This is a genomic window from Merdimmobilis hominis, from assembly GCF_900104615.1.
Taxonomy (GTDB): Bacteria; Bacillota; Clostridia; order Oscillospirales; family Ruminococcaceae; genus Merdimmobilis; species Merdimmobilis hominis.
The window spans coordinates 1,434,461-1,452,927 of the sequence record NZ_LT629939.1; the positions used below are offsets into that span (position 1 = coordinate 1,434,461).

Here is an 18,467-nt window from a genome sequence, read left to right on the forward strand (position 1 = left end):
AAATGGAAGGAAAACCAAGTAGTGAGGAGCAACGAGGAAGGGACTGCAAAGATCACACAAAATTTGCAGGAAAGTCCTGGGGAATCTGCACAAATGCTTCCGCGGGCGAAATGCCTAAAAAATATGCAGTATCCGGGAAAAGATCGGGGGATTCTGAATCTTTTCAATTCCGATTTGCCATTGTATAATACAAGTCGTTTTGAAAGAAAAAGTATCCCCGGCAATCAATTTCCGGGCCCGCGCCCGGCAAAGGAGGACCGTCTTATGGAGCGTCCAGTCGCCCAGCCCCATTCCCTCTTGTCCATGACCTGGCCTATTTTCATCGAACTGCTGCTGCAGCTTTTGGTGGGAAATGTGGACCAAGTGATGCTCAGCCAATACAACACCACCGCCGTCGCCGCAGTGGGCAACGCCAACCAGGTGATCACCATTTTGATTCTGACGTTCAGCGTCATCAGCCTGGCAGCCACTATTTTAATCAGCCAGTATCTGGGGGCGGGGGATCTGCACAAAGTAAGCCAGATCTACACCCTCTCCGCCCTGATGAACCTCTTTGTCAGTTTGGTTTTGGCAGGGATGGTCTACTTTGGCGGCGGCGCTATCCTCGCCTGGATGCAGATCCCGGCAGAACTCCTCCCCGAAGCGCGCAGCTATCTGCTGATCACCGGCCTCTCCCTGCCCTTCCAGGCGCTGATGCTCACCTTCAGCGCATTCCTGCGGGCCCATGCCCGGATGCTGGTGATCATGCTGTCCACCGGGGTGATCAACCTGATCAACATCGTGGGCAATGCCATCCTCATCGGCGGGATGGGGCCGGTTCCCTCCCTAGGTGCGGCGGGCGCGGCCATCTCCACTACCTTGTGCCGCATCGCCGGCATGGGAATGATGATCGCCGCTTTCTACGCCAATGTCCGGGGGGAGAAAATCCGCCTTTCCCTTTTGAAGCCGTTCCCCAAGGATTTGCTGCTGCGGCTGCTGGGCATTGGCCTCCCCTCAGGCGGGGAGAGCCTTTCCTACAACCTCTCCCAGATGACAAGCCTCGTGTTTGTCAACACTCTGGGGGCTTATGTGGTCACCACCCGCATGTATGCCAACATGCTGGCCCAGGTTTGTTATACCCTGATCCAGGCGGTGAGCCAAGCGGGCCAGATTTTGGTGGGATACCACATTGGCGCTCGGGACTTTGACGGTGCCGACCGGGAGAACCGCCATATTTTAAAGACTTTTGTCCCGGTGACGGTGGGGATCACCTTGGTGCTATGGCTGTTCGCAAGGCCCATCTATGGATTTTTGAGCAAAGACCCCCAGATTGTCGCATTGGGGGCCCAAGTGATGCTAGTGGAGGTGTTTTTGGAAATCGGGCGGAGCTTTAACATCGTGTTGGTGCGCAACCTCCAAGCGGTGGGGGATGTCAAATACCCGGTGGCGGTGGGCATTGCCAGCCAGTGGATCATCGCCGTGGGGCTTGCCTGGTTTTTGGGCATCCACCAAGGGATGGGCCTTGTGGGGATGTGGATTGCCTTTGCTATAGATGAAAACGTCCGGGCGGCGATCTTCCTTTTGCGCTGGAAGAGCGGCCGCTGGAGACAGATGAAAACCATATAAGGGAGTCTTTTCTTGCCCCCCCTCACGGCCTGTGAGGGGGGGATTTTGAATGGAAACCGAAAGAAAGGTTTTCGGTTTTCTTACAATCTAAAATGTTCACAGAATATGGTTGAATCGCCCTTGAGCACAGCATACTATAGGGGATAGACTTTAACAGATGGGATGTGTTTGCGTGGCGGCACTGATTGAAATCAAGGACATGTATAAAATCTACAACCCCGGCGAAAATGAGGTACGGGCGCTGGATGGCATCAACCTTTCCATTGAGGATGGGGAGTTTGTGGCGATTGTCGGGCATTCCGGGTCCGGCAAATCCACCTTTATGAATATGCTGGGATGCCTGGATGTTCCCACCAGCGGGGAATATTATCTGGATGGAGTCAATGTGGCCACTCTGGGGGACGATGAGCTCTCGGACATCCGCAACAAGAAGATCGGCTTTATCTTCCAGGGGTTTAACCTGATCCCCAGCTTGAATGCTGTGGAGAATGTGGAATTGCCCCTCATCTACCGCGGTATGGGCAAAGAGGAACGCAAGCGGCTTGCGGTGGAGGCGCTGACCCGGGTGGGGTTGGAAAAACGGCTGACCCACCGCCCTATGCAGATGTCCGGGGGCCAGCAGCAGAGGGTTGCCATCGCCAGGGCCATTGCCGCCCGTCCGCCTATGATCTTAGCCGATGAGCCCACCGGCAACCTGGACACCAAGTCTGGCGTGGACGTGATGAACATCCTGCGGGAACTGTGGCGGGAAGGCCGCACCATTGTGCTGATTACCCACGACAATGAGATTGCAGCCTCCGCCCGCCGGGTAGTGCGGATCATCGACGGCAAGATTGTGGAGGACTATATCAACGAAGCTATCACCAAAGAGACTGTATAGGGGAAGCCTGTTCTCCTGCCATCCCCCCACATTGTCCCCCTGGGAATCCACTGGATTCCCAGGGGGATTTTTTGCGTTTCCCAGATGGGGAGAATTTGTGAAAGGAACCACAAACAAAGAATATCCCAGTGCCATCATCCTGCAAGACAGTGGGCTTTTTTGGAGAATACAGAAAAATTTGGCCTTATTTCAGGGAAAAAATAATCGCAATTGGAAAAAATGAATGGCGACAAAACAAATTATTCATAAAATCCTTGCAATCTCGCCATTTTATTGTATGATGTGTGATACAACCCAATTTTAGAAAGGATGTTGATAAGTGAAAAAAATCCAGAGAATCGCAGCATTCCTCGCAGCGGCCGCATTGGCGCTCACCGCATGCAGCGGGCAGAACGGTGGAACTTCCAGCCAGCCCGAAACCTCCTACCGGGCGGAGCAGCAGGCCTACCTAGACAAGGTGGACGTGGACTACTCCTATGAACTCACCAAAAAACTGACCGAGTTCAAAACCAACGAGAAGCTGGGCTACCGCACCGCAGGCTCCGAAGCGGAGATTGCCGCCGGGGAGATGCTCAAAGAGGAGATGGAGAAGATTGGTCTTCAGAATGTGACCAAAGACGCCATCACCTTGGACACTTGGACCTTTGAAAAAGCCGACCTTACCTTCCAGGCCGCTGACGGCCAGGAGAAAACCGCCGTGCTTGGCGGGTACCACACCAACTTTGACACCCAGGGCCCCCGGGAATACACCGTAGTGTATGCTGGCAGGGGCACTGCTGCCGACTTGGAGCCGCTGGATGTCACCGGTAAGCTTGTGCTTGTAGATATCAACCAGAGCGAGGATTGGTGGATCAACTACCCTGCCTACCAGGCCCATTTGAAGGGCGCTGCGGCGGTTCTCGCCATGCAGGATGGCGGATATGCCGAGATCAGCCCCGACGCCCTCAATGCCCAGGATGTCTGCGGCCCGGCTGACGCCCCTGCTTTCTCCATCTCCCAGACCGACGCCGGCGCTTTGAAAGAGGCCATTGCCGCCTCAGAAAACGGGGAGATCACCGTGACCTTTGACGCCAAAAGCGAGGTGGGGTTGGACGGCACCAGCTACAACATCGTGGGGATGATCCCCGGAAAAGACCCAGATGCCATGGTGATGGTCAGCGCCCACTACGACGCTTACTTCGACGGCTTCCAGGATGATAGCGCCGCCATCGCCCTGATGATGGGCATTGCCAAGGGCTTGGTGGACAGTGGCTACCAGCCGGAAAAGACCCTGGTCTTCTGTGCTATGGCCGCAGAGGAATGGGGGATGACCAACACCCGGTACGACTGGTCTACCGGCGCCTATAAGCAGGTGTTTGAGGCCCATCCCGAATGGGCGGGCAAGGTCATCGCCAACATCAACTTTGAGATGCCTGCCCTCAGTATAGGGGACACCGATTCCATCCGCACCTCCTATGAGCTGAAGCGGTTTATGGAAGGCTTCCTGCCCACCATCCCCACCGTGGAGGGCGTTTTCCCCGGCGGGGTGGAAATCATCGTCCCCACCCAGACCTGGTCGGATGATTTCTCCATCTCTATCGCCGGCATCCCCGCCAGCGTCAACGCCCTGCGGGGGGATTTCTCCTCCAGCATCTACCACTCCCAGTTTGACAACGAGGACACCTACAGCCGGGAGGCATTCCTCTTCCACCATTACATGTATGGGCTGATGGTGATGGAGTACGACCACTGCGCCGTCTCCCCCTTGGATTTCTCCGCCCGGTTTGCCGCTTTGGGTGACAGTGTGGACAAGGAGATTTTCGCCGCCTATAAGGTGGACAGCGAGGCCCTGCTGGCTGCGGTATCCGCCGCTTCTGAGGCCGCCAAGGCCGCCGGAGACAAAGTGTTTGAGGTCAACGCCTCCTACGCTGACGCCCTCCATCAGGGGGATGAAGCCAAGGCCCAGGAGATTTTGGATGGGTCCTCTGCCCTGGGGGATGGGGTGCTTGCCACCTTTAAGCTGGCCCAGGACGATCTGGTCCGCCTGACCTGGGAGGATTCCTCCATTTTCCCCCACCAGCATGCCCAGAACAACCTGGCCAACCTGAAAGGCGCGATTGCCTCTCTGGAAGCCGGTAACGGCCAGGCCGCCTTGGATGAATACCTCTACGGGGTGGACAACAACTGGTATGCCTATGACTTTGACAAGGAGACCTTCACCTACTTCACCGACTATGTGCTGAACCAGCCTGCTGACCGCCTGATGTGGGGCGCCGGCCGGGTAGTTGGCCACGAGGATCTATTCGACGTGATCCATGCCGTGCAGGACAAAGCCGGAACTGAAGGGGCGGATTACACCGAAGAGATCGCCGCCCTCAAGGCAGCGGAGGCCCGCCAGGCCCAGCTGCTGGACCGCTTGGTTCAGGAGGAGATCGCCTCTTTGGAGGAGCTGGCCGCCCAGCTGAACGGATTGGCCGCATAACGAACAACAAAAAAACAGCCATCCCACCACGGGATGGCTGTTTTTTTGTTTGCTGTGCAAACAGGAGCGTATCCGCCTTCCAGAAAGCAGAAACAAAAGGCGGAAATCGTTATTCAATGAGAAGGGAGGGCAGGGGGACCTTTCCTTCTTCTGGGAGGGATAGCAGAGTCAATTGCTCCAGGCTCTCCTCTGAAAGGAAGCATAGGCAGGAGATAGCATCTTGTTTGGCAGATTCTTCGCTCACCTGCAGGGAGTTGGAGAAAAAGTGTTCCAAGATGGCAAATAAGGTGTAGATTCGGTTTGCTTCCCGAATGCCCGCCGGGGTTAGCTGAATGTTGCCGTAATATTCCTTCTGAATAAGACCGTCGGCCACCAACCGGTGCAGCATTTTGACCACGCTGGCCCGGGCCACTGAGAGCTCCTGCGCCACGTCCACCGAACGGACAGCGTGGCCGCCATCGCTTAGCTGGTAGATGGCCAGAAGGTATCGTGTCGCGGATGGAGTGAGGGCCACAAGAGTCATCTCCTTTTTACGCAGTCAAATCCCAAATGGTTAGCATATACTAACCTTTGAGGAGTAGAAAAAGGAAGAACCGAAGCCTCCCTTTGGTTAGTGATATCTAACCGCAACCTCATCCTAGCACAGCGAAAAACAGAAGTCAAGATATTTTATAAAATTTTTGGGGCGCCGCCAGGCCGATGCGGCCAGGCGCAGGGGCGGTTCCCAAGGGGAACTTATTTTTTCCGCGAACAAAAGGCTTAGTTTGCGCTCCATGTATGCGCGCTCGCCAAAAGGGCGCATCTTCTTTGCAGAGAGAAAAAATATTGTGGTACCTCTTATAAACTCTGCAGCTTCGCCAGAGACCCATCCAAATGGATACCCGCCCCAATATTATTGGTGTTTTTGAATATGGGCCTTCAACTGGCGGAAGGTCTCCTCGCTGATGTCGTGCTCAATGCGGCAGGCATCCTCTGCGGCGACGTCTGGCGAGACCCCTAATGCGATGAGCCACTCGGTCATCAACAGGTGCCGCTCGTAGATCCGCTCGGCGATTTCCCGGCCGTCGTCGGTCAGTTCAATCCAGCCTTCCTTATCCATGGTGATCTGGCCTTTTTCCCGCAGGAGGGCCATAGCCCGGCTGACGCTGGGTTTGGTGAACTCCATCTGATGGACAATATCAATGGAGCGCACCGCCCCTTTTTCCTTTTTGAGCATTAAAATGGTTTCCAAATAGTTTTCTGCGGATTCGTTGGTCTTCAAAAAGCATCCTCCATTCCGAGCAAGTTTGCCAAGGCAAACAAAATTGTAACATCAAACAATTGGTAGTTGCCTATGCCTTACTATTTTAGCATAGGCGCAGAAATGGGGCAAGGGCGGACAGAAAATCTTTCAAAAATTGTTGACAAGTGGGGTTAGCAATGGTAAACTACACTGCAGAACGGGTTAGTCATCACTAACCATCTGAGTTCCCAAGAATGGTTCGCCATGCGAACGGAAGAGGAGTGACCATGATTATGCCATTGACTTTTTCACCATCCGGCCAACCGGCCACGGTAAAAGAGATCCACGGAAAGGATGAAACCAAGCGCTTTTTGGAGAGCCTGGGTTTTGTGGTAGGCGGCCCTGTAACCGTCATCTCTCAGATGGGAGGCAACCTGATTGTCAACGTCAAGGACACCCGGGTTGCTCTGAGCCAGAGCATGGCCAGCCGGATCATTGTGCACCAGTAAAACGACAGTGCGGCAGTTTTGAGAAAGAAGGGATCACTATGAAAACATTGCGGGAAATCCCCATTGGCCAGACGGTCATGGTTAAGAAATTGGAAGGGGAAGGTGCCCTTAAGCGGCGTATTATGGATATGGGCATCACCAAGGGCACCCAGATCTATGTGCGCAAGGTAGCCCCTCTGGGCGATCCGGTGGAGATCACGGTGCGGGGCTATGAGCTTTCCATCCGCAAAGGGGACGCGGCCAACATCCTGGTGGAGTAATACCTAAGAGATCCCATCAGGGCTGGGCACAGATGCACCACAGGCCCAGCGCAAAAAAAGATGGCTGCAATACAGGCGGCACCCCATTGTGCGGCTGTTTTTTATCTCTTGTGGTTAGCTTTTACTAACTACAAATTTTGACAGAACAATCTCAAATTAGAGGAGGAATTCCGTATGGCAATTACCATTGCGTTGGCAGGTAACCCCAACTGCGGTAAGACAACGATGTTCAACGACCTGACCGGGTCCAATCAATTTGTGGGCAACTGGCCGGGCGTCACAGTGGAAAAGAAGGAAGGCAAGCTCAAAGGGCACAAAGATGTCATCATCACCGACCTGCCCGGCATCTATTCCCTTTCCCCTTACACCTTGGAAGAGGTGGTCACCCGGAACTACCTGATTGGGGAGCACCCGGATGTCATCCTCAACTTGGTGGATGGCTCCAACATTGAGCGGAACCTGTACCTGACTACCCAGCTGACCGAGATGGGCATCCCGGTGGTCATCGCCCTCAATATGATGGATATCGTCAAGAAAAACGGCGATGTCATCGACACCAAAAAGCTTTCCGACCTGTTGGGATGCCAGGTGATTGAGACCTCGGCGGTCAAGAACGAAGGCTCCATGGAGGCTGCGGAGGCGGCGGTTAAAATGGCCCTCCAGGGCGGCAAGACCACCCCGCAGCACGTCTTCTCCAAACCGGTGGAGGATACCTTGGACAGAATTGGAGAAATTGCCGACAACTTCATCGCCCAAGAGAACAAGCGCTGGTATGCTGTCAAGCTGTTTGAGCGGGATGAAAAGGCGCTGGAAAGCCTGAAACTGCCCCAGGGGACCCTGGCCGAGCTGGAAAAGGCCATAACCTCCTGCGAGGAAGAACTGGACGACGACAGCGAGTCCATCATCACCAACGAGCGGTACAACGCCATCGCCAAGGTGATCAAAGCCTGTGTCAAGAAAAAACGGGGCGGCCTGAGCACCTCCGATAAAATCGACCGCATTGTCACCAACCGGTTTTTGGCCCTGCCCATCTTCGCCGTGGTGATGTTCTTCGTCTACTACATCTCGGTGAGCACCGTGGGTGATCTCCTCACCGGCTTTACCAACGACACCCTGTTCGGCGAGTGGATCTCCCCCGCAGTGGAGAGCTTCCTGGTGGGCATTGGCTGCGCCGATTGGCTCACTGGCCTGATTGTAGACGGCATCGTCGGCGGTGTAGGTGCCGTCCTGGGCTTCGTGCCCCAGATGCTGGTTCTGTTCCTGATGCTCTGTGCCTTGGAAGACTGCGGCTACATGGCCCGTATCGCCTTCATCATGGACCGGATTTTCCGTCGCTTCGGCTTGTCGGGCAAATCCTTTATCCCCATGCTGATCGGCTCCGGCTGCGGCGTCCCCGGCATTATGGCCTCCCGGACCATTGAGCAGGATCGGGACCGTAAAATGACCATCATGACCACCACCTTTATCCCCTGCGGCGCCAAGATGCCCATTGTGGCCCTGATCGCCGGCGCTCTTTTCGGCGGCGCCTGGTGGGTGGCGCCCTCTGCATACTTTATCGGCGTGGCGGCTATCATCATCTCCGGCATCATCCTCAAGAAGACCAAGCTGTTTGCCGGCGACCCCGCCCCCTTTGTCATGGAACTGCCCCAGTACCACCTGCCCACGGTAAAAAATGTCCTGCGGGGCACTTGGGAGAGAGGCTCTTCCTTTATTAAAAAGGCCGGCACGGTCATCCTTCTTTCCTCCATCTTTGTGTGGTTCACCTCTAGCTTCGGCTTTGTGGACGGCACCTTTGGCATGGTGGACGACATCGACGCCTCGGTACTGGCCTCCATCGGCTCAGTGGTCGCCCCCGTATTCGCCCCCTTGGGCTTTGGAAACTGGCAGACCGCTGTGGCAACTGTCCTGGGCCTTGTGGCCAAAGAAGAGGTGGTCGGCGCCTTGGGCACCATCTATGCGGTGGCTGGCGACGCTTTGGAGCTGGTCGAGGAAGGCGCCTTTGGGGAACTGGGAGCCATTGCCCAGCACTTCACCGCCCTGTCCGCCTACTCCTTCCTGGTGTTTAACCTGCTGTGTGCCCCCTGTTTTGCGGCCATCGGCGCCATCAAACGGGAGATGAACAACGCCAAATGGACTTGGTTCGCCATCGGCTATCAGACGGTGTTCGCCTATACCATGTCCTTTATGCTGTACCAGTTCGGCCTGCTGTTCACCGGCGCTGCCGGTTTCTCCATCGGTACGGCCATTGCGGCGGTGATCCTGGTGGTTTACCTGTGGCTGCTCTTCCGCAAAGGCTATGTGGAAAAACCTACCCGTCTGCGCTCGGTTGACACAGTTGAAGCATAAGCGAGCGTTTTGTACAATCTATGTGTCTGCAAAGGAGGCTTTTGTATGGCAACCTATATCATCGGTGCAATCCTGTTGGGAATTGTCCTGTTGGCCGCACGGTATGTGATCCGCTGCCAAAAACAGGGAGGTTGCGTGGGCTGCGGCGGGAAAGACGGCTGCGGCGGTTGCTGCCACTGCCATGAAAGCAGCGGGCAGACCAAGTAACCCCATACCATCCACCAGCAACCCCTCTTTGGGTTTCACCATAAAAACAAGAAGGAACCGGATCGTGGGCCGGTTCCTTCTTGTTTTTTTACCGCTTTTAAGGATGAGGGGGCAAATCCTCTGGGGTGTAGATGGCGATGGCCGTCTTGTTGGGCAGGCAGACCGCACTTTGGAATTCCTGGGAGATAAAGCCGGTGTTGACACAGATGTGGTCCGGGCAGTCCGATTCGCGGAATCGGATTTGGTGATCCACCAATTCCAATTCCACCTCTACCCCATAGGGGGAGAGGTCCACCAAGTGGCTCTCCTGGTGGGCGGACAGTTCATAGCGGGCCACTTCCTGGCTGTCCACCGTCACCACCGCCCAGTTGCCCTCGACGGGGGGCTGGGTCTGGCGGTACCAGAGAACCCCGGCTACAAAAGCCAAAAAGGCCAGGACAAAGATCAGGTCGCCTTTTTTGATAAATGCACGCTGGGCCATACAATCCTCCCCAAACAGATGAAATTGGTACCATCATACCCGCCTGGGGGGGAAAATGCAAGGCCTGGGGATGGCTAGGGCAGGGGAAGGAGGAGATTTTCCCCGCTTTGGGCAAAATGTGTGTCTGCTGTCCAAAGAAAAGGGGGAGTTTGCCTAAACAGTCAGCACCCCGTTTTCGGTCTCGATGAGGATGAGGATCTGCTCCTCCACCCCATTTAAGGCGTTGATATAGGAGAGGACATGCTCCCCGTTTTTGCCGGTGGCCTTAAATTCGTAGACAAACGCCTCGTTAAGGCCCGCAGTGGGGATGACCGCCAGCTGGGCGGATTGAACGGACAGGTTTTTGCTGACCTTCTCCATGGCCTCTTCCCGGGTGAGAGCGGGGGCGGGAATCTGGCGGCTCTGGTGGTTGACGATATAGCCACGGGTGTCCAGGGAGACGATGTCCCCATTGTCCATGGCCACACCCACTTTTATCAGATCGGTGTAGCAGACGACCCCATCCTGCTGGTAGGCAAAGTTGATGGTACAGATGTTATTGGCAATTTCGTAGTAGGTCTCCCGCATGGATTCGATGCCCAGCCCTTCCAGATACTTGCGGGCGATGCTGATGGCCTGTTTGGAGTCGATGGTCTTGTCCCCAATATCCCTGCCATTGATCAGATAGGTGACAAAACCGCCGTTTTTGGTGACGCCGATGTTGATGTTGTCCCCGCCGAAACAGTAGGAGGGCATGGTGGAGTTTTCCATCTCCTCAAAGGTGAGGGCGGAGGGGTTGACCCCAGCCGCCTGGGCGGCCTTTTTCTGGGCGTTCTCCTGGCTGATCTCCGGCTGTCCTTTGGTGAGGCGGGGCTGGCGGTCCAAAATGTTGTCTGAGAAGGGCCCGTCGTAAATGAGGCGGGGATAGCCATCAAAGCTGTTTTCCAGCTCTTCAAATCCGCCGCCGCCCGCCTGCTGCTGCTCGCCGTCGGCGCCGTTGCCCTTCTGGACGGAGACTGCGGCCAGCCGGTCCAAGGGGATCTCCCCACTGCTGACCCGGCCCTGTACTGCGTTAATCTGTTCATTGAGGTTCTGGGCATAGGTGCACAGGGTATCCAGGTTGCGCAGTTCCTCCTCGGTCAGCTCCTGGCTGTTGGCCACCTTTCGGGAGAGGGTCATGGCGTAATCGCCCACCTGGGAGAGGAACCGGTAGGTGTCCGTCAGGTCCAGTTCCTCTAAAGGCAGGGCGGAGAGGGACGCCTTGGCCGATCCTGCGTCCCGCCACAGCTTGGCCGAAAGGGAGGTCATCTGGGCCGGGGAACCGGCGTAAACCCCTTTGTTGAGGGTGGAGGAAATGTCCGCCACATAGCTGGAAAGCTCCTCCAGCGAGCGCAGATAGGTCATCTCAAGTTGGCGGCGGTATTTGTTCGCCTGCCAGAATCCAAGTACCGCCGTGACCACCAAAGCGGCGGCTAAGGTGCCCACCACAATGCCGGCCCGGAGTTTATCGCTTTTTGACATGTTTTTGTCCATGGCTATGCCTCCAAACAAAAAAATTCTGGTTTTGCCAGCCGGAGGAATCCGTTCTGACAGAAAATTGTAATACTCGCTGTTATATTTACCCCATTTCATTAAAAATATGTAAAATGCCTCTGGAACATTTGAAAGCCGCCGGTTTTCTGCTATAATAACCTAGAACCGAACATTTTAAAAATCCGCGCCAACCGGCAAGGACAGCCACTTTTTTCCGCTGCTGCCCAGAGCCAAGGGACGAAAAGGGAGGCAAGTGCCTTGCGGGAAATTTATTTAGACAACAGTGCCACCACCAGGACTGACCCGGAAGTGGCCAGCTATATTGCAGATGTGATGGTAAACCAGTACGGCAACCCCTCTTCCCTCCACCGGCGGGGGCTGATGGCCCAGCTGGAATGGGAAAAGGGGCTTAAGCGGATCGCCGCTGTCCTGGGCTGCGACCCCGGGTGCATCACCATCACCTCCGGCGGAACTGAGGCGGACAACCTGGCCATCTTCGGCGGGGCACAGGCCAAAAAGCGCCGGGGCAACAAAATCGTCACCACCGCCTTTGAACACGCGGCGGTGCTGGCCCCCTTCCGCCAGCTGGAAGAACAGGGATTCCAGGCGGTTTATGTGAAGCCGGACAGCCGGGGGATCATCACCCTGGAAAACCTCCTGGAAGCGGTGGACAAAGACACCATCCTGGTCAGCCTGATGGCAGTCAACAACGAGGTGGGCACCATCCTGCCGGTGGCAGAGGCGGTGAAAGGCATCCGCAAAAAAGCGCCCAATGCCCTCATCCACTGCGACGCAGTCCAGGCGTTCTGCAAAATCCCCCTCAAGCCGGTGAAGTGGGACGTGGACCTGATGACCGTCAGCGGCCACAAGATCCACGCCCCCAAAGGGGTGGGCGCCCTCTATGTGAAAAAGGGGGTTAAGGTTCTCCCCCAGCTGTGGGGCGGCCACCAGCAGAACGGCCTGCGCCCCGGCACCGAAAATATGCCCTTGGCCTGCGGCTTCGGCCTTGCAGCCGAAAAAGCCGCCTCCCACATGGGGGAGAACCTTCAGAGGATGGAGGAGCTGCGGGCCCACCTGCTGGCCCGGGCGGAGGAGGTCGGTTGCATTGCCATAAATTCCCCCCTGGAGGGCCTTCCCTACGTCGTCAACCTGTCGGTGGAGGGGTTCCGGTCGGAGATCCTGCTCCACTTTTTGGAGGAGAAGGGCATCTACGTCTCCAGCGGATCCGCCTGCAGCCGGGGAGAGAAAAGCCATGTGCTGGGGGCCATGGGCCTATCCCAGAGCCGGATTGACTCCGCCCTGCGGATCAGCTTCGGCACGGACAACACCATAGAAGACATCGACCAGTTGATTGACGCCCTCAAGGAGGCCGTCGGGACGTTAGCGAGGAATAGACGATGAAAGAGCTTATTTTGATCAAAAACGGGGAGATCGCCCTAAAAGGCCTCAACCGCACCACCTTTGAAGACGTGCTGCTGAAAAACATCCGCCGCAAACTGGCGGATTTGGGAAAGTTCCGCTGCTATAAAGCCCAATCCACCATGTACATTGAGCCCCAGGAGGACGGCATCGACCTGGATGAGGCGGTGGACCGGGTCCGCAAGGTGTTTGGCATTGCGGCCCTGACCCGCGCCTGTATTGTGGAGAAGGATTTTGAGGATATCAAGGCAAAAACGGTGGAATATTTGAAAGAGACCCTGTCAGAGGCCAGCACCTTTAAAGTGGAGGCCAAGCGATCGGACAAGACCTTCCCTATGAACACCCCTCAAATCTGCACCGAGCTGGGCGGCTACCTGTTGGAACAGTTCCCGGGTCTGACGGTGGACGTCCACAACCCACAGGTCACCGTCATGGTGGAAATCCGGGATTTCGCCGCCTACATCCACGCCGGGCAGATCGAAGGGGCAGGCGGCATGCCGGTCAGCACCAGCGGCCGGGCTATGCTGCTAGTCTCCGGCGGCATCGACAGCCCGGTGGCCGGCTATATGATGGCCAAACGGGGGATGGAGGTGCTGGCGGTCCACTTTGTCAGCCCCCCTTACACCAGCGAGCGAGCCAAACTGAAGGTGATCACCCTCTGTGAGAAGATGAGCGCCTACTGCGGCCGGATGCAGCTGTTTATCGTCCCCTTTACGAAAATGCAGGAAGCCATCCGGGACAACTGCCCGGAGGAGCTGTTCACCGTGATTATGCGCCGTATGATGATGAAGATCGCCGAAAAGCTGGCCCAGCGCAGCGACTGCGCCGCCCTCATCACCGGCGAGAGCCTGGCCCAGGTGGCCAGCCAGACGGTCCAGGCCATCGCCTGCACCGACGTGGCCTGCCAGATGCCGGTGCTGCGGCCTCTCATCGGCATGGACAAAGAGGAGATCATCCGCATCGCCCGGAAGATCGACACCTTTGAGACCTCCATCCTGCCCTATGAGGACTGCTGCACCGTCTTCACCCCCAAGCACCCCCGCACCCGGCCCAAACTGGCCATGGTGGAGGAGGCGGAAGCCGCCTTTGACTTCGCCCCCATGCTGGAGGAAGCGGTGGAAGGGGCCGAGCGCCTTCGGATTGATCCCCAATAGGGGGAACGTTTCGGAAGGGGCAACCCATATCCAAAGGAGGATTCACCCATGATAGCCGAGATACTCAGCCTGTCGGCCCCCTGCCTGGGGAGCCAGGAGAGCGCCCTGGCCGGCGTCCTGAAACGGGAGCTGGCCTTGTTCGGCGTACAGCTGAACCATCTGACAGAATGCGGACAGAATCAAGGAGCACTTCAAAATGCCCTGACCGAAGCCATGGAGCGCAGCGACATGATCCTCGCTGTGGGGGGGATTGACCCCGAACCCACCATCAAATCCACCTTGTGCGAAGGGTTGGATCTGCCCACCCTTCTTCACATGCCTACTTTAGAAGCTATCCAGCGGGAATGCCTGCGCCGGGGGATCCCCTTTGACGACAAGGTTCAAGAGGGGGCGAACCTCCCTGAAGTCTGCGTGGTGTTTCCTCTGTCCCCCGGGGGCCTGACCCCAGGGTTCGCCATCTCCGCCGGGAAGCAATGCGTCATCGTGCTGCCGGGGGAGGAGGAACAGCTCTGGCCTTTGGTGCTGGATGGGGTGCTCCCCTATGCCGCCAAATTCGCCGGGGTGTTTTCGGCCACCCAGACGGTGGAATCCCCCCACACCCCCCAAGAGGTGGAATTCTGCCTCACCGACCTGCCGGTCCCAGAAGGGCTGGCGGTCAGCGCTTACAGCCGGGGGGGAAGTACCCGGGTGCGGCTCACCGCGGTGGCCGGTACCCGCAAGGACGCCCAAGCCCTCTGCGATGGGTTCCTTCCCCAATTGGAGGAACGTCTGGGCAGGATGGCGGCACCCCCGCCCCCTCCGCCGGAGCGGGATACCCCCGACCTGCGGGAAGCTTCCTTCCTCACCCGGATGCGGGCGGCTATCCTGCCCCGTAAGGAGGACCCCTTGGGGGAGAAGATCCGCAAGCTGGTTTTTTTAGCGGCGATGGTTTGCTTCCTGGGGGCGGGGACCTACCTTGCCCACTATTACTACACCGCCTATGAAAACAAATCGATGATCGACCGGCTGGAGGGGATCAAGGACAATTCGGACGTCTCGGTTTCCGGGTACCCCGAAGGGTATCTTCCCCGGTTTGCGGCCCTCTATGACATCAACCCGGATTTGGTGGGCTGGCTGGAGATCCCCGGCACCCTGATCAACTTCCCAGTGGTTCAGGGCAAGGACAACGAGTACTATCTCAAAAGGGACTTCAATGACAAACAGAACCGCCATGGAACCCCCTTCCTGGATTTCCGCAACAGCCTCAATTCGCCGGATGACAACCTGGTGATCTACGGCCACAACATGCGGGATGGCCAGATGTTCGGCGACATTGTCAAATACCAGAAGCTGGACTTTTATAAGGAGCACCCGGTGATCACCTTTGACTCGGTGTTCCAGGAGGCGGACTACAAAATCGTCTCGGTATTTGTGGCCAGCGCCGCCGAATCCTTTGAATACCACAATTTTTTAAATGCAGCGGATGAAAACGATTTTTATAAATTTGTAGATGAAATCTACAACCGTTCCCTCATCGACACCGGGGTGGATGTGGAGTATGGCGACGAACTGCTGACCCTCTCCACCTGCACCTATGAGTTCACGGACGCCCGTTTGGCGGTGGTGGCTCGAAAGGTCCGCCACGGGGAGAGCGCCACAGTGGACACCTCCGGGGCCAAGATGAACCCCAATCCCCTGATGCCGGACATCTGGTACCAGACCTACGGGGGAAACAAGCCGGCAAATGCCGCCACCCATCGCCCCTCCTCCAGCTCCGCCGCGCCCAGCAGCTCTTCCAGCAGCCAGCCGCCGGCGAGCAGTTCCAGCGCACCAAATAGTTCTTCCAGTGCGCCAGCGGTTTCTTCTAGCTCGGTTCCGCCGGTATCCAGCTCCAGTGAAGCCCCGTCTTCCAGCAGTGAGCCTCCAGCATCCAGCTCCAGCGAGGCGCCTTCCTCCAGTTCCAGCCTGCCGCCGGAATCCAGTTCCAGTGAGCTGCCCCCCTCTTCCAGCAGTGTGCCGGAGGAACCAGAGGAGCCCTCTTCTTCGGAGATCGACGTCATTGAACCGGTTGAAGACGAGCCGGAGGAGGAACCCCCGGACATCGATGAGGACGACCGCCTTTCGGTGACATCCGGGGGAGAGGTGGTGGAGGACGACGCCTATACCATCGTCAGTCAGATTGTGCAGAACGAATCCCGTGGGAACCTGCTGCCTGAGGCCACTAAGGCCCAGGCAGTGGCGACCTACAGCTACATAAAATACAACAACGCCAAGGGGGTCAGCCCCAGCGTCATCCTGCGGGAGGATATCAGTCCCGCCGTGGAGCGGGCGGTTTCGTCGGTCATCGGCGAGGGGGTGTATTACAAGGGCAGAATCGCCAACACCGTGTACCATTCCACCGGCGCGGGCAAAACCACTACCAGCCAATCGGTTTGGGGCACAGCGCTCCCTTACCTGGTGTCGGTGGACAGCCCCTGGGATGAGGATTCCCCCTATTACAAGAACACCTACACTATCAGCCGGGATGCCTTTGCCGAGCTGGTGTTGGACACCTATGGCATCGACCTGGAGGAATATGGCGACCCCGAAGACTGGATTGAGATCGACGAGGACCGGCTGGAGCCGGGTGGATACGTGGGCCGGGTCTACTTGGGCGGCGAGTACAAATCCCAAGGCGGCAAGGTGCCCAAGGGAACCCTGATCAACGGCCGCGGCATCCGGGAACAGCTTTTGAACTTCGGTTTGAAATCCACCTGTTTTGAGGTGAAGTACCGCTCTGGAAAGTTTGTCTTTACCACCTACGGCTATGGCCACGGAGTGGGGATGAGCCAGTTTGGCGCCAACGGCATGGCGGCGGAAGGGTACACCTACAAAGAGATTTTGGAACACTATTACCCCGGCACTACCATAAAATAGAAAACCTGTTTGACACTGTTAGCAGTTGACAAAAGACCATGGGCGGACGCTCATGGCCTTTTTCATTTTCCAAGGGAAATACCAGGGGCTGTATGCTGCTGGGGAACCTTTGTCCTTGTGAAATTGACAATCCCCATAGGGTATCGTATACTGGATATATCTACGTAGGAGAGCTGAAAAAACAGTGGACAAAGGAGGAATTAAGATGGATTTATACAAGCTCACCCAAGAAGTGGAGCCCTATGTCATCGCCATGCGCCGGGAGTTCCACGCCAACCCGGAAATTTCCTTTCACGAGGTGCGCACCACCGCCCGCATCCGGGAGGAGCTGGACAAACTGGGCATTCCCCATGAGACGGTAGGCAGCGGCAATGTGGTGGGCCTTTTGGATACCGGCCGGCCGGGCAAGACCCTATCCATCCGGGCGGACATTGACGCCTTACCCATGGAGGAAGCGGACAAAACCACCCCTTATTGCAGCAAGGTTGACGGGGTGATGCACTCCTGCGGCCACGATGGCCACGCCGCTATGCTGTTGGGCACCGCCAAAGTCCTGGCCCAGATCCAGGAGGAGCTGACCGGCAAGATCTATTTCTGCTTCCAGGTGGCGGAAGAAGTGGGCGGCGGTGCTGGGGAGATCGTCCAGTACCTGAAGGAACAGGGTGGGGTGGACTGCTCCATCGGCACCCATCTGGACGGAGGAAGCGACGCCGGTGTCATCCACCTGCCGGATGGCCCGCTGATGGCCGGCGCTGAGCTGTTTGAGATCGAGGTCAAGGGGGTGGGCGGCCATGGTTCCCGCCCCGACAAGGCGGTGGACCCCATCAAGCCCGCCTGCGACATCCTGTTGCGAATCGCCAGCATTCCCGCCCAATACCACAACCCCTTTGACACCTGTGTCATCAGCCCTTGCCAGATCCACGGGGGCAGCGCCAACAACATCGTGCCGCAGAGCGTGAAGATCGGGGGGAATATCCGCTTCTTTAAGTATGGGGACAACGACAAACTGCTGGAGCGGATCCGCATGGTGGCGGAAAACACCGCCAAGGCTTACGGCACTACAGCGGTGGTCACCCATGCGCCATCCTCCCCCCTTCCGGTGATCAACGACCCCGAAATGGCTGCCATCGGCCGGGAGGTGGCCCAGTCGGTGGGCTTTGTGATGGCCCCGCCCCATGACCCCACCTGCGGCTCGGACAACTACGCTGAGTTCCTGGCGGCGTTCCCCGGTTTTTACTGTGACACTGGAGCCCGCTGCACCCGGCCCGGCACCAGCGGAAACCACCACAACCCCACCTTTGACTTGGACGAGAGCGCCTTCCGCCGCATTGTGGAGTTTTTTGCGGCCTTTGCGGTTCGCTTTTTGGGCAGATAACAACCACATAGTATAAGGGAGGACCGCGAAAGCGGTCCTCCTCTTTTTGTCGTGAATAAAATTTGAATAGAATAATAATTTGAAATTAATATTATATAATATCATTGACAAATTATTTTTTCGGCAGTACAATAATATCTG

At 56.9% G+C, this 18,467-nt stretch carries 15 protein-coding genes; 11 read left to right on the forward strand and 4 right to left on the reverse strand.

Translation table 11 applies throughout. The features are described 5' to 3' along the window. Window positions 1-264: 264 nt before the first annotated feature. The 3 genes from BQ5353_RS06910 (at window position 265) to BQ5353_RS06920 (ending at window position 4,946) form a co-directional block, all read left to right on the forward strand. Window positions 265-1,605, forward strand: coding sequence for an MATE family efflux transporter (locus BQ5353_RS06910; protein ID WP_071427560.1), 1,341 nt, complete (start codon window positions 265-267; stop codon window positions 1,603-1,605). A 199-nt stretch (window positions 1,606-1,804) separates the two neighbouring features. Then, window positions 1,805-2,485, forward strand: a complete 681-nt coding sequence (locus tag BQ5353_RS06915; protein ID WP_374044674.1) for an ABC transporter ATP-binding protein — start codon at window positions 1,805-1,807, stop codon at window positions 2,483-2,485. A 319-nt stretch (window positions 2,486-2,804) separates the two neighbouring features. Next, entirely contained in the window at window positions 2,805-4,946 is a 2,142-nt protein-coding gene (locus BQ5353_RS06920) for a M28 family peptidase (protein WP_083386435.1), read from the forward strand. Window positions 4,947-5,055: 109 nt separating this feature from the next. On the opposite strand, the gene BQ5353_RS06925 is transcribed toward BQ5353_RS06920, so the two are convergent. Together BQ5353_RS06925 and BQ5353_RS06930 are read right to left on the reverse strand one after the other, a co-directional pair. After that, window positions 5,056-5,460 carry a metal-dependent transcriptional regulator gene (locus BQ5353_RS06925; protein ID WP_162273117.1) on the reverse strand — a complete coding sequence of 135 codons (405 nt, stop codon included), beginning with the start codon at window positions 5,458-5,460 and terminating at the stop codon, window positions 5,056-5,058. A gap of 378 nt (window positions 5,461-5,838) precedes the next feature. Continuing rightward, window positions 5,839-6,207 (reverse strand): metal-dependent transcriptional regulator, encoded by a 369-nt coding sequence (locus BQ5353_RS06930; RefSeq protein WP_074026317.1) that lies wholly within the window; start codon window positions 6,205-6,207, stop codon window positions 5,839-5,841. Window positions 6,208-6,461: 254 nt separating this feature from the next. Here BQ5353_RS06930 and BQ5353_RS06935 point away from each other — a divergent pair, with 254 nt between their 5' ends. The 4 genes from BQ5353_RS06935 (at window position 6,462) to BQ5353_RS12735 (ending at window position 9,490) form a co-directional block, all read left to right on the forward strand. Then, window positions 6,462-6,677, forward strand: coding sequence for a FeoA family protein (locus BQ5353_RS06935; RefSeq protein ID WP_174884171.1), 216 nt, complete (start codon window positions 6,462-6,464; stop codon window positions 6,675-6,677). Between the two features lie 38 nt (window positions 6,678-6,715). Continuing rightward, entirely contained in the window at window positions 6,716-6,937 is a 222-nt protein-coding gene (locus BQ5353_RS06940; RefSeq protein WP_054331288.1) for a FeoA family protein, read from the forward strand. 174 nt (window positions 6,938-7,111) lie between these two features. Continuing rightward, window positions 7,112-9,283 carry a ferrous iron transport protein B gene (feoB, locus tag BQ5353_RS06945; RefSeq protein WP_071427565.1) on the forward strand — a complete coding sequence of 724 codons (2,172 nt, stop codon included), beginning with the start codon at window positions 7,112-7,114 and terminating at the stop codon, window positions 9,281-9,283. A 45-nt stretch (window positions 9,284-9,328) separates the two neighbouring features. Then, window positions 9,329-9,490, forward strand: a complete 162-nt coding sequence (locus BQ5353_RS12735; protein WP_143117180.1) for a FeoB-associated Cys-rich membrane protein — start codon at window positions 9,329-9,331, stop codon at window positions 9,488-9,490. A gap of 97 nt (window positions 9,491-9,587) precedes the next feature. Here the strand turns inward: BQ5353_RS12735 and BQ5353_RS06950 are convergent, their stop codons facing one another. Both BQ5353_RS06950 and ypeB read right to left on the reverse strand, forming a co-directional pair. Further along, on the reverse strand, window positions 9,588-9,971 hold the full coding sequence (locus tag BQ5353_RS06950) for a NusG domain II-containing protein (RefSeq protein WP_054331289.1): 384 nt from the start codon (window positions 9,969-9,971) through the stop codon (window positions 9,588-9,590). 153 nt (window positions 9,972-10,124) lie between these two features. Then, window positions 10,125-11,483: a germination protein YpeB gene (gene ypeB / locus BQ5353_RS06955; protein WP_054331290.1), complete on the reverse strand. Its 1,359-nt coding sequence runs from the start codon at window positions 11,481-11,483 to the stop codon at window positions 10,125-10,127. Between the two features lie 258 nt (window positions 11,484-11,741). Here ypeB and BQ5353_RS06960 point away from each other — a divergent pair, with 258 nt between their 5' ends. The 4 genes from BQ5353_RS06960 (at window position 11,742) to BQ5353_RS06975 (ending at window position 18,326) form a co-directional block, all read left to right on the forward strand. Next, the gene (locus tag BQ5353_RS06960) at window positions 11,742-12,884 is read left to right on the forward strand and encodes a cysteine desulfurase family protein (protein WP_071427566.1); all 1,143 of its coding nucleotides are present in this window, start codon (window positions 11,742-11,744) and stop codon (window positions 12,882-12,884) included. Beyond that, complete coding sequence (thiI, locus tag BQ5353_RS06965) at window positions 12,881-14,056, forward strand: tRNA uracil 4-sulfurtransferase ThiI (protein WP_071427567.1); 1,176 nt, start codon at window positions 12,881-12,883, stop codon at window positions 14,054-14,056. Before BQ5353_RS06960 ends, thiI begins: the two co-directional genes overlap by 4 nt. Before the next feature lie 48 nt (window positions 14,057-14,104). Continuing rightward, entirely contained in the window at window positions 14,105-16,951 is a 2,847-nt protein-coding gene (srtB, locus tag BQ5353_RS06970; RefSeq protein WP_054331293.1) for a class B sortase, read from the forward strand. Window positions 16,952-17,156: 205 nt separating this feature from the next. Beyond that, on the forward strand, window positions 17,157-18,326 hold the full coding sequence (locus BQ5353_RS06975; RefSeq protein ID WP_054331294.1) for a M20 metallopeptidase family protein: 1,170 nt from the start codon (window positions 17,157-17,159) through the stop codon (window positions 18,324-18,326). Window positions 18,327-18,467: the final 141 nt, after the last annotated feature.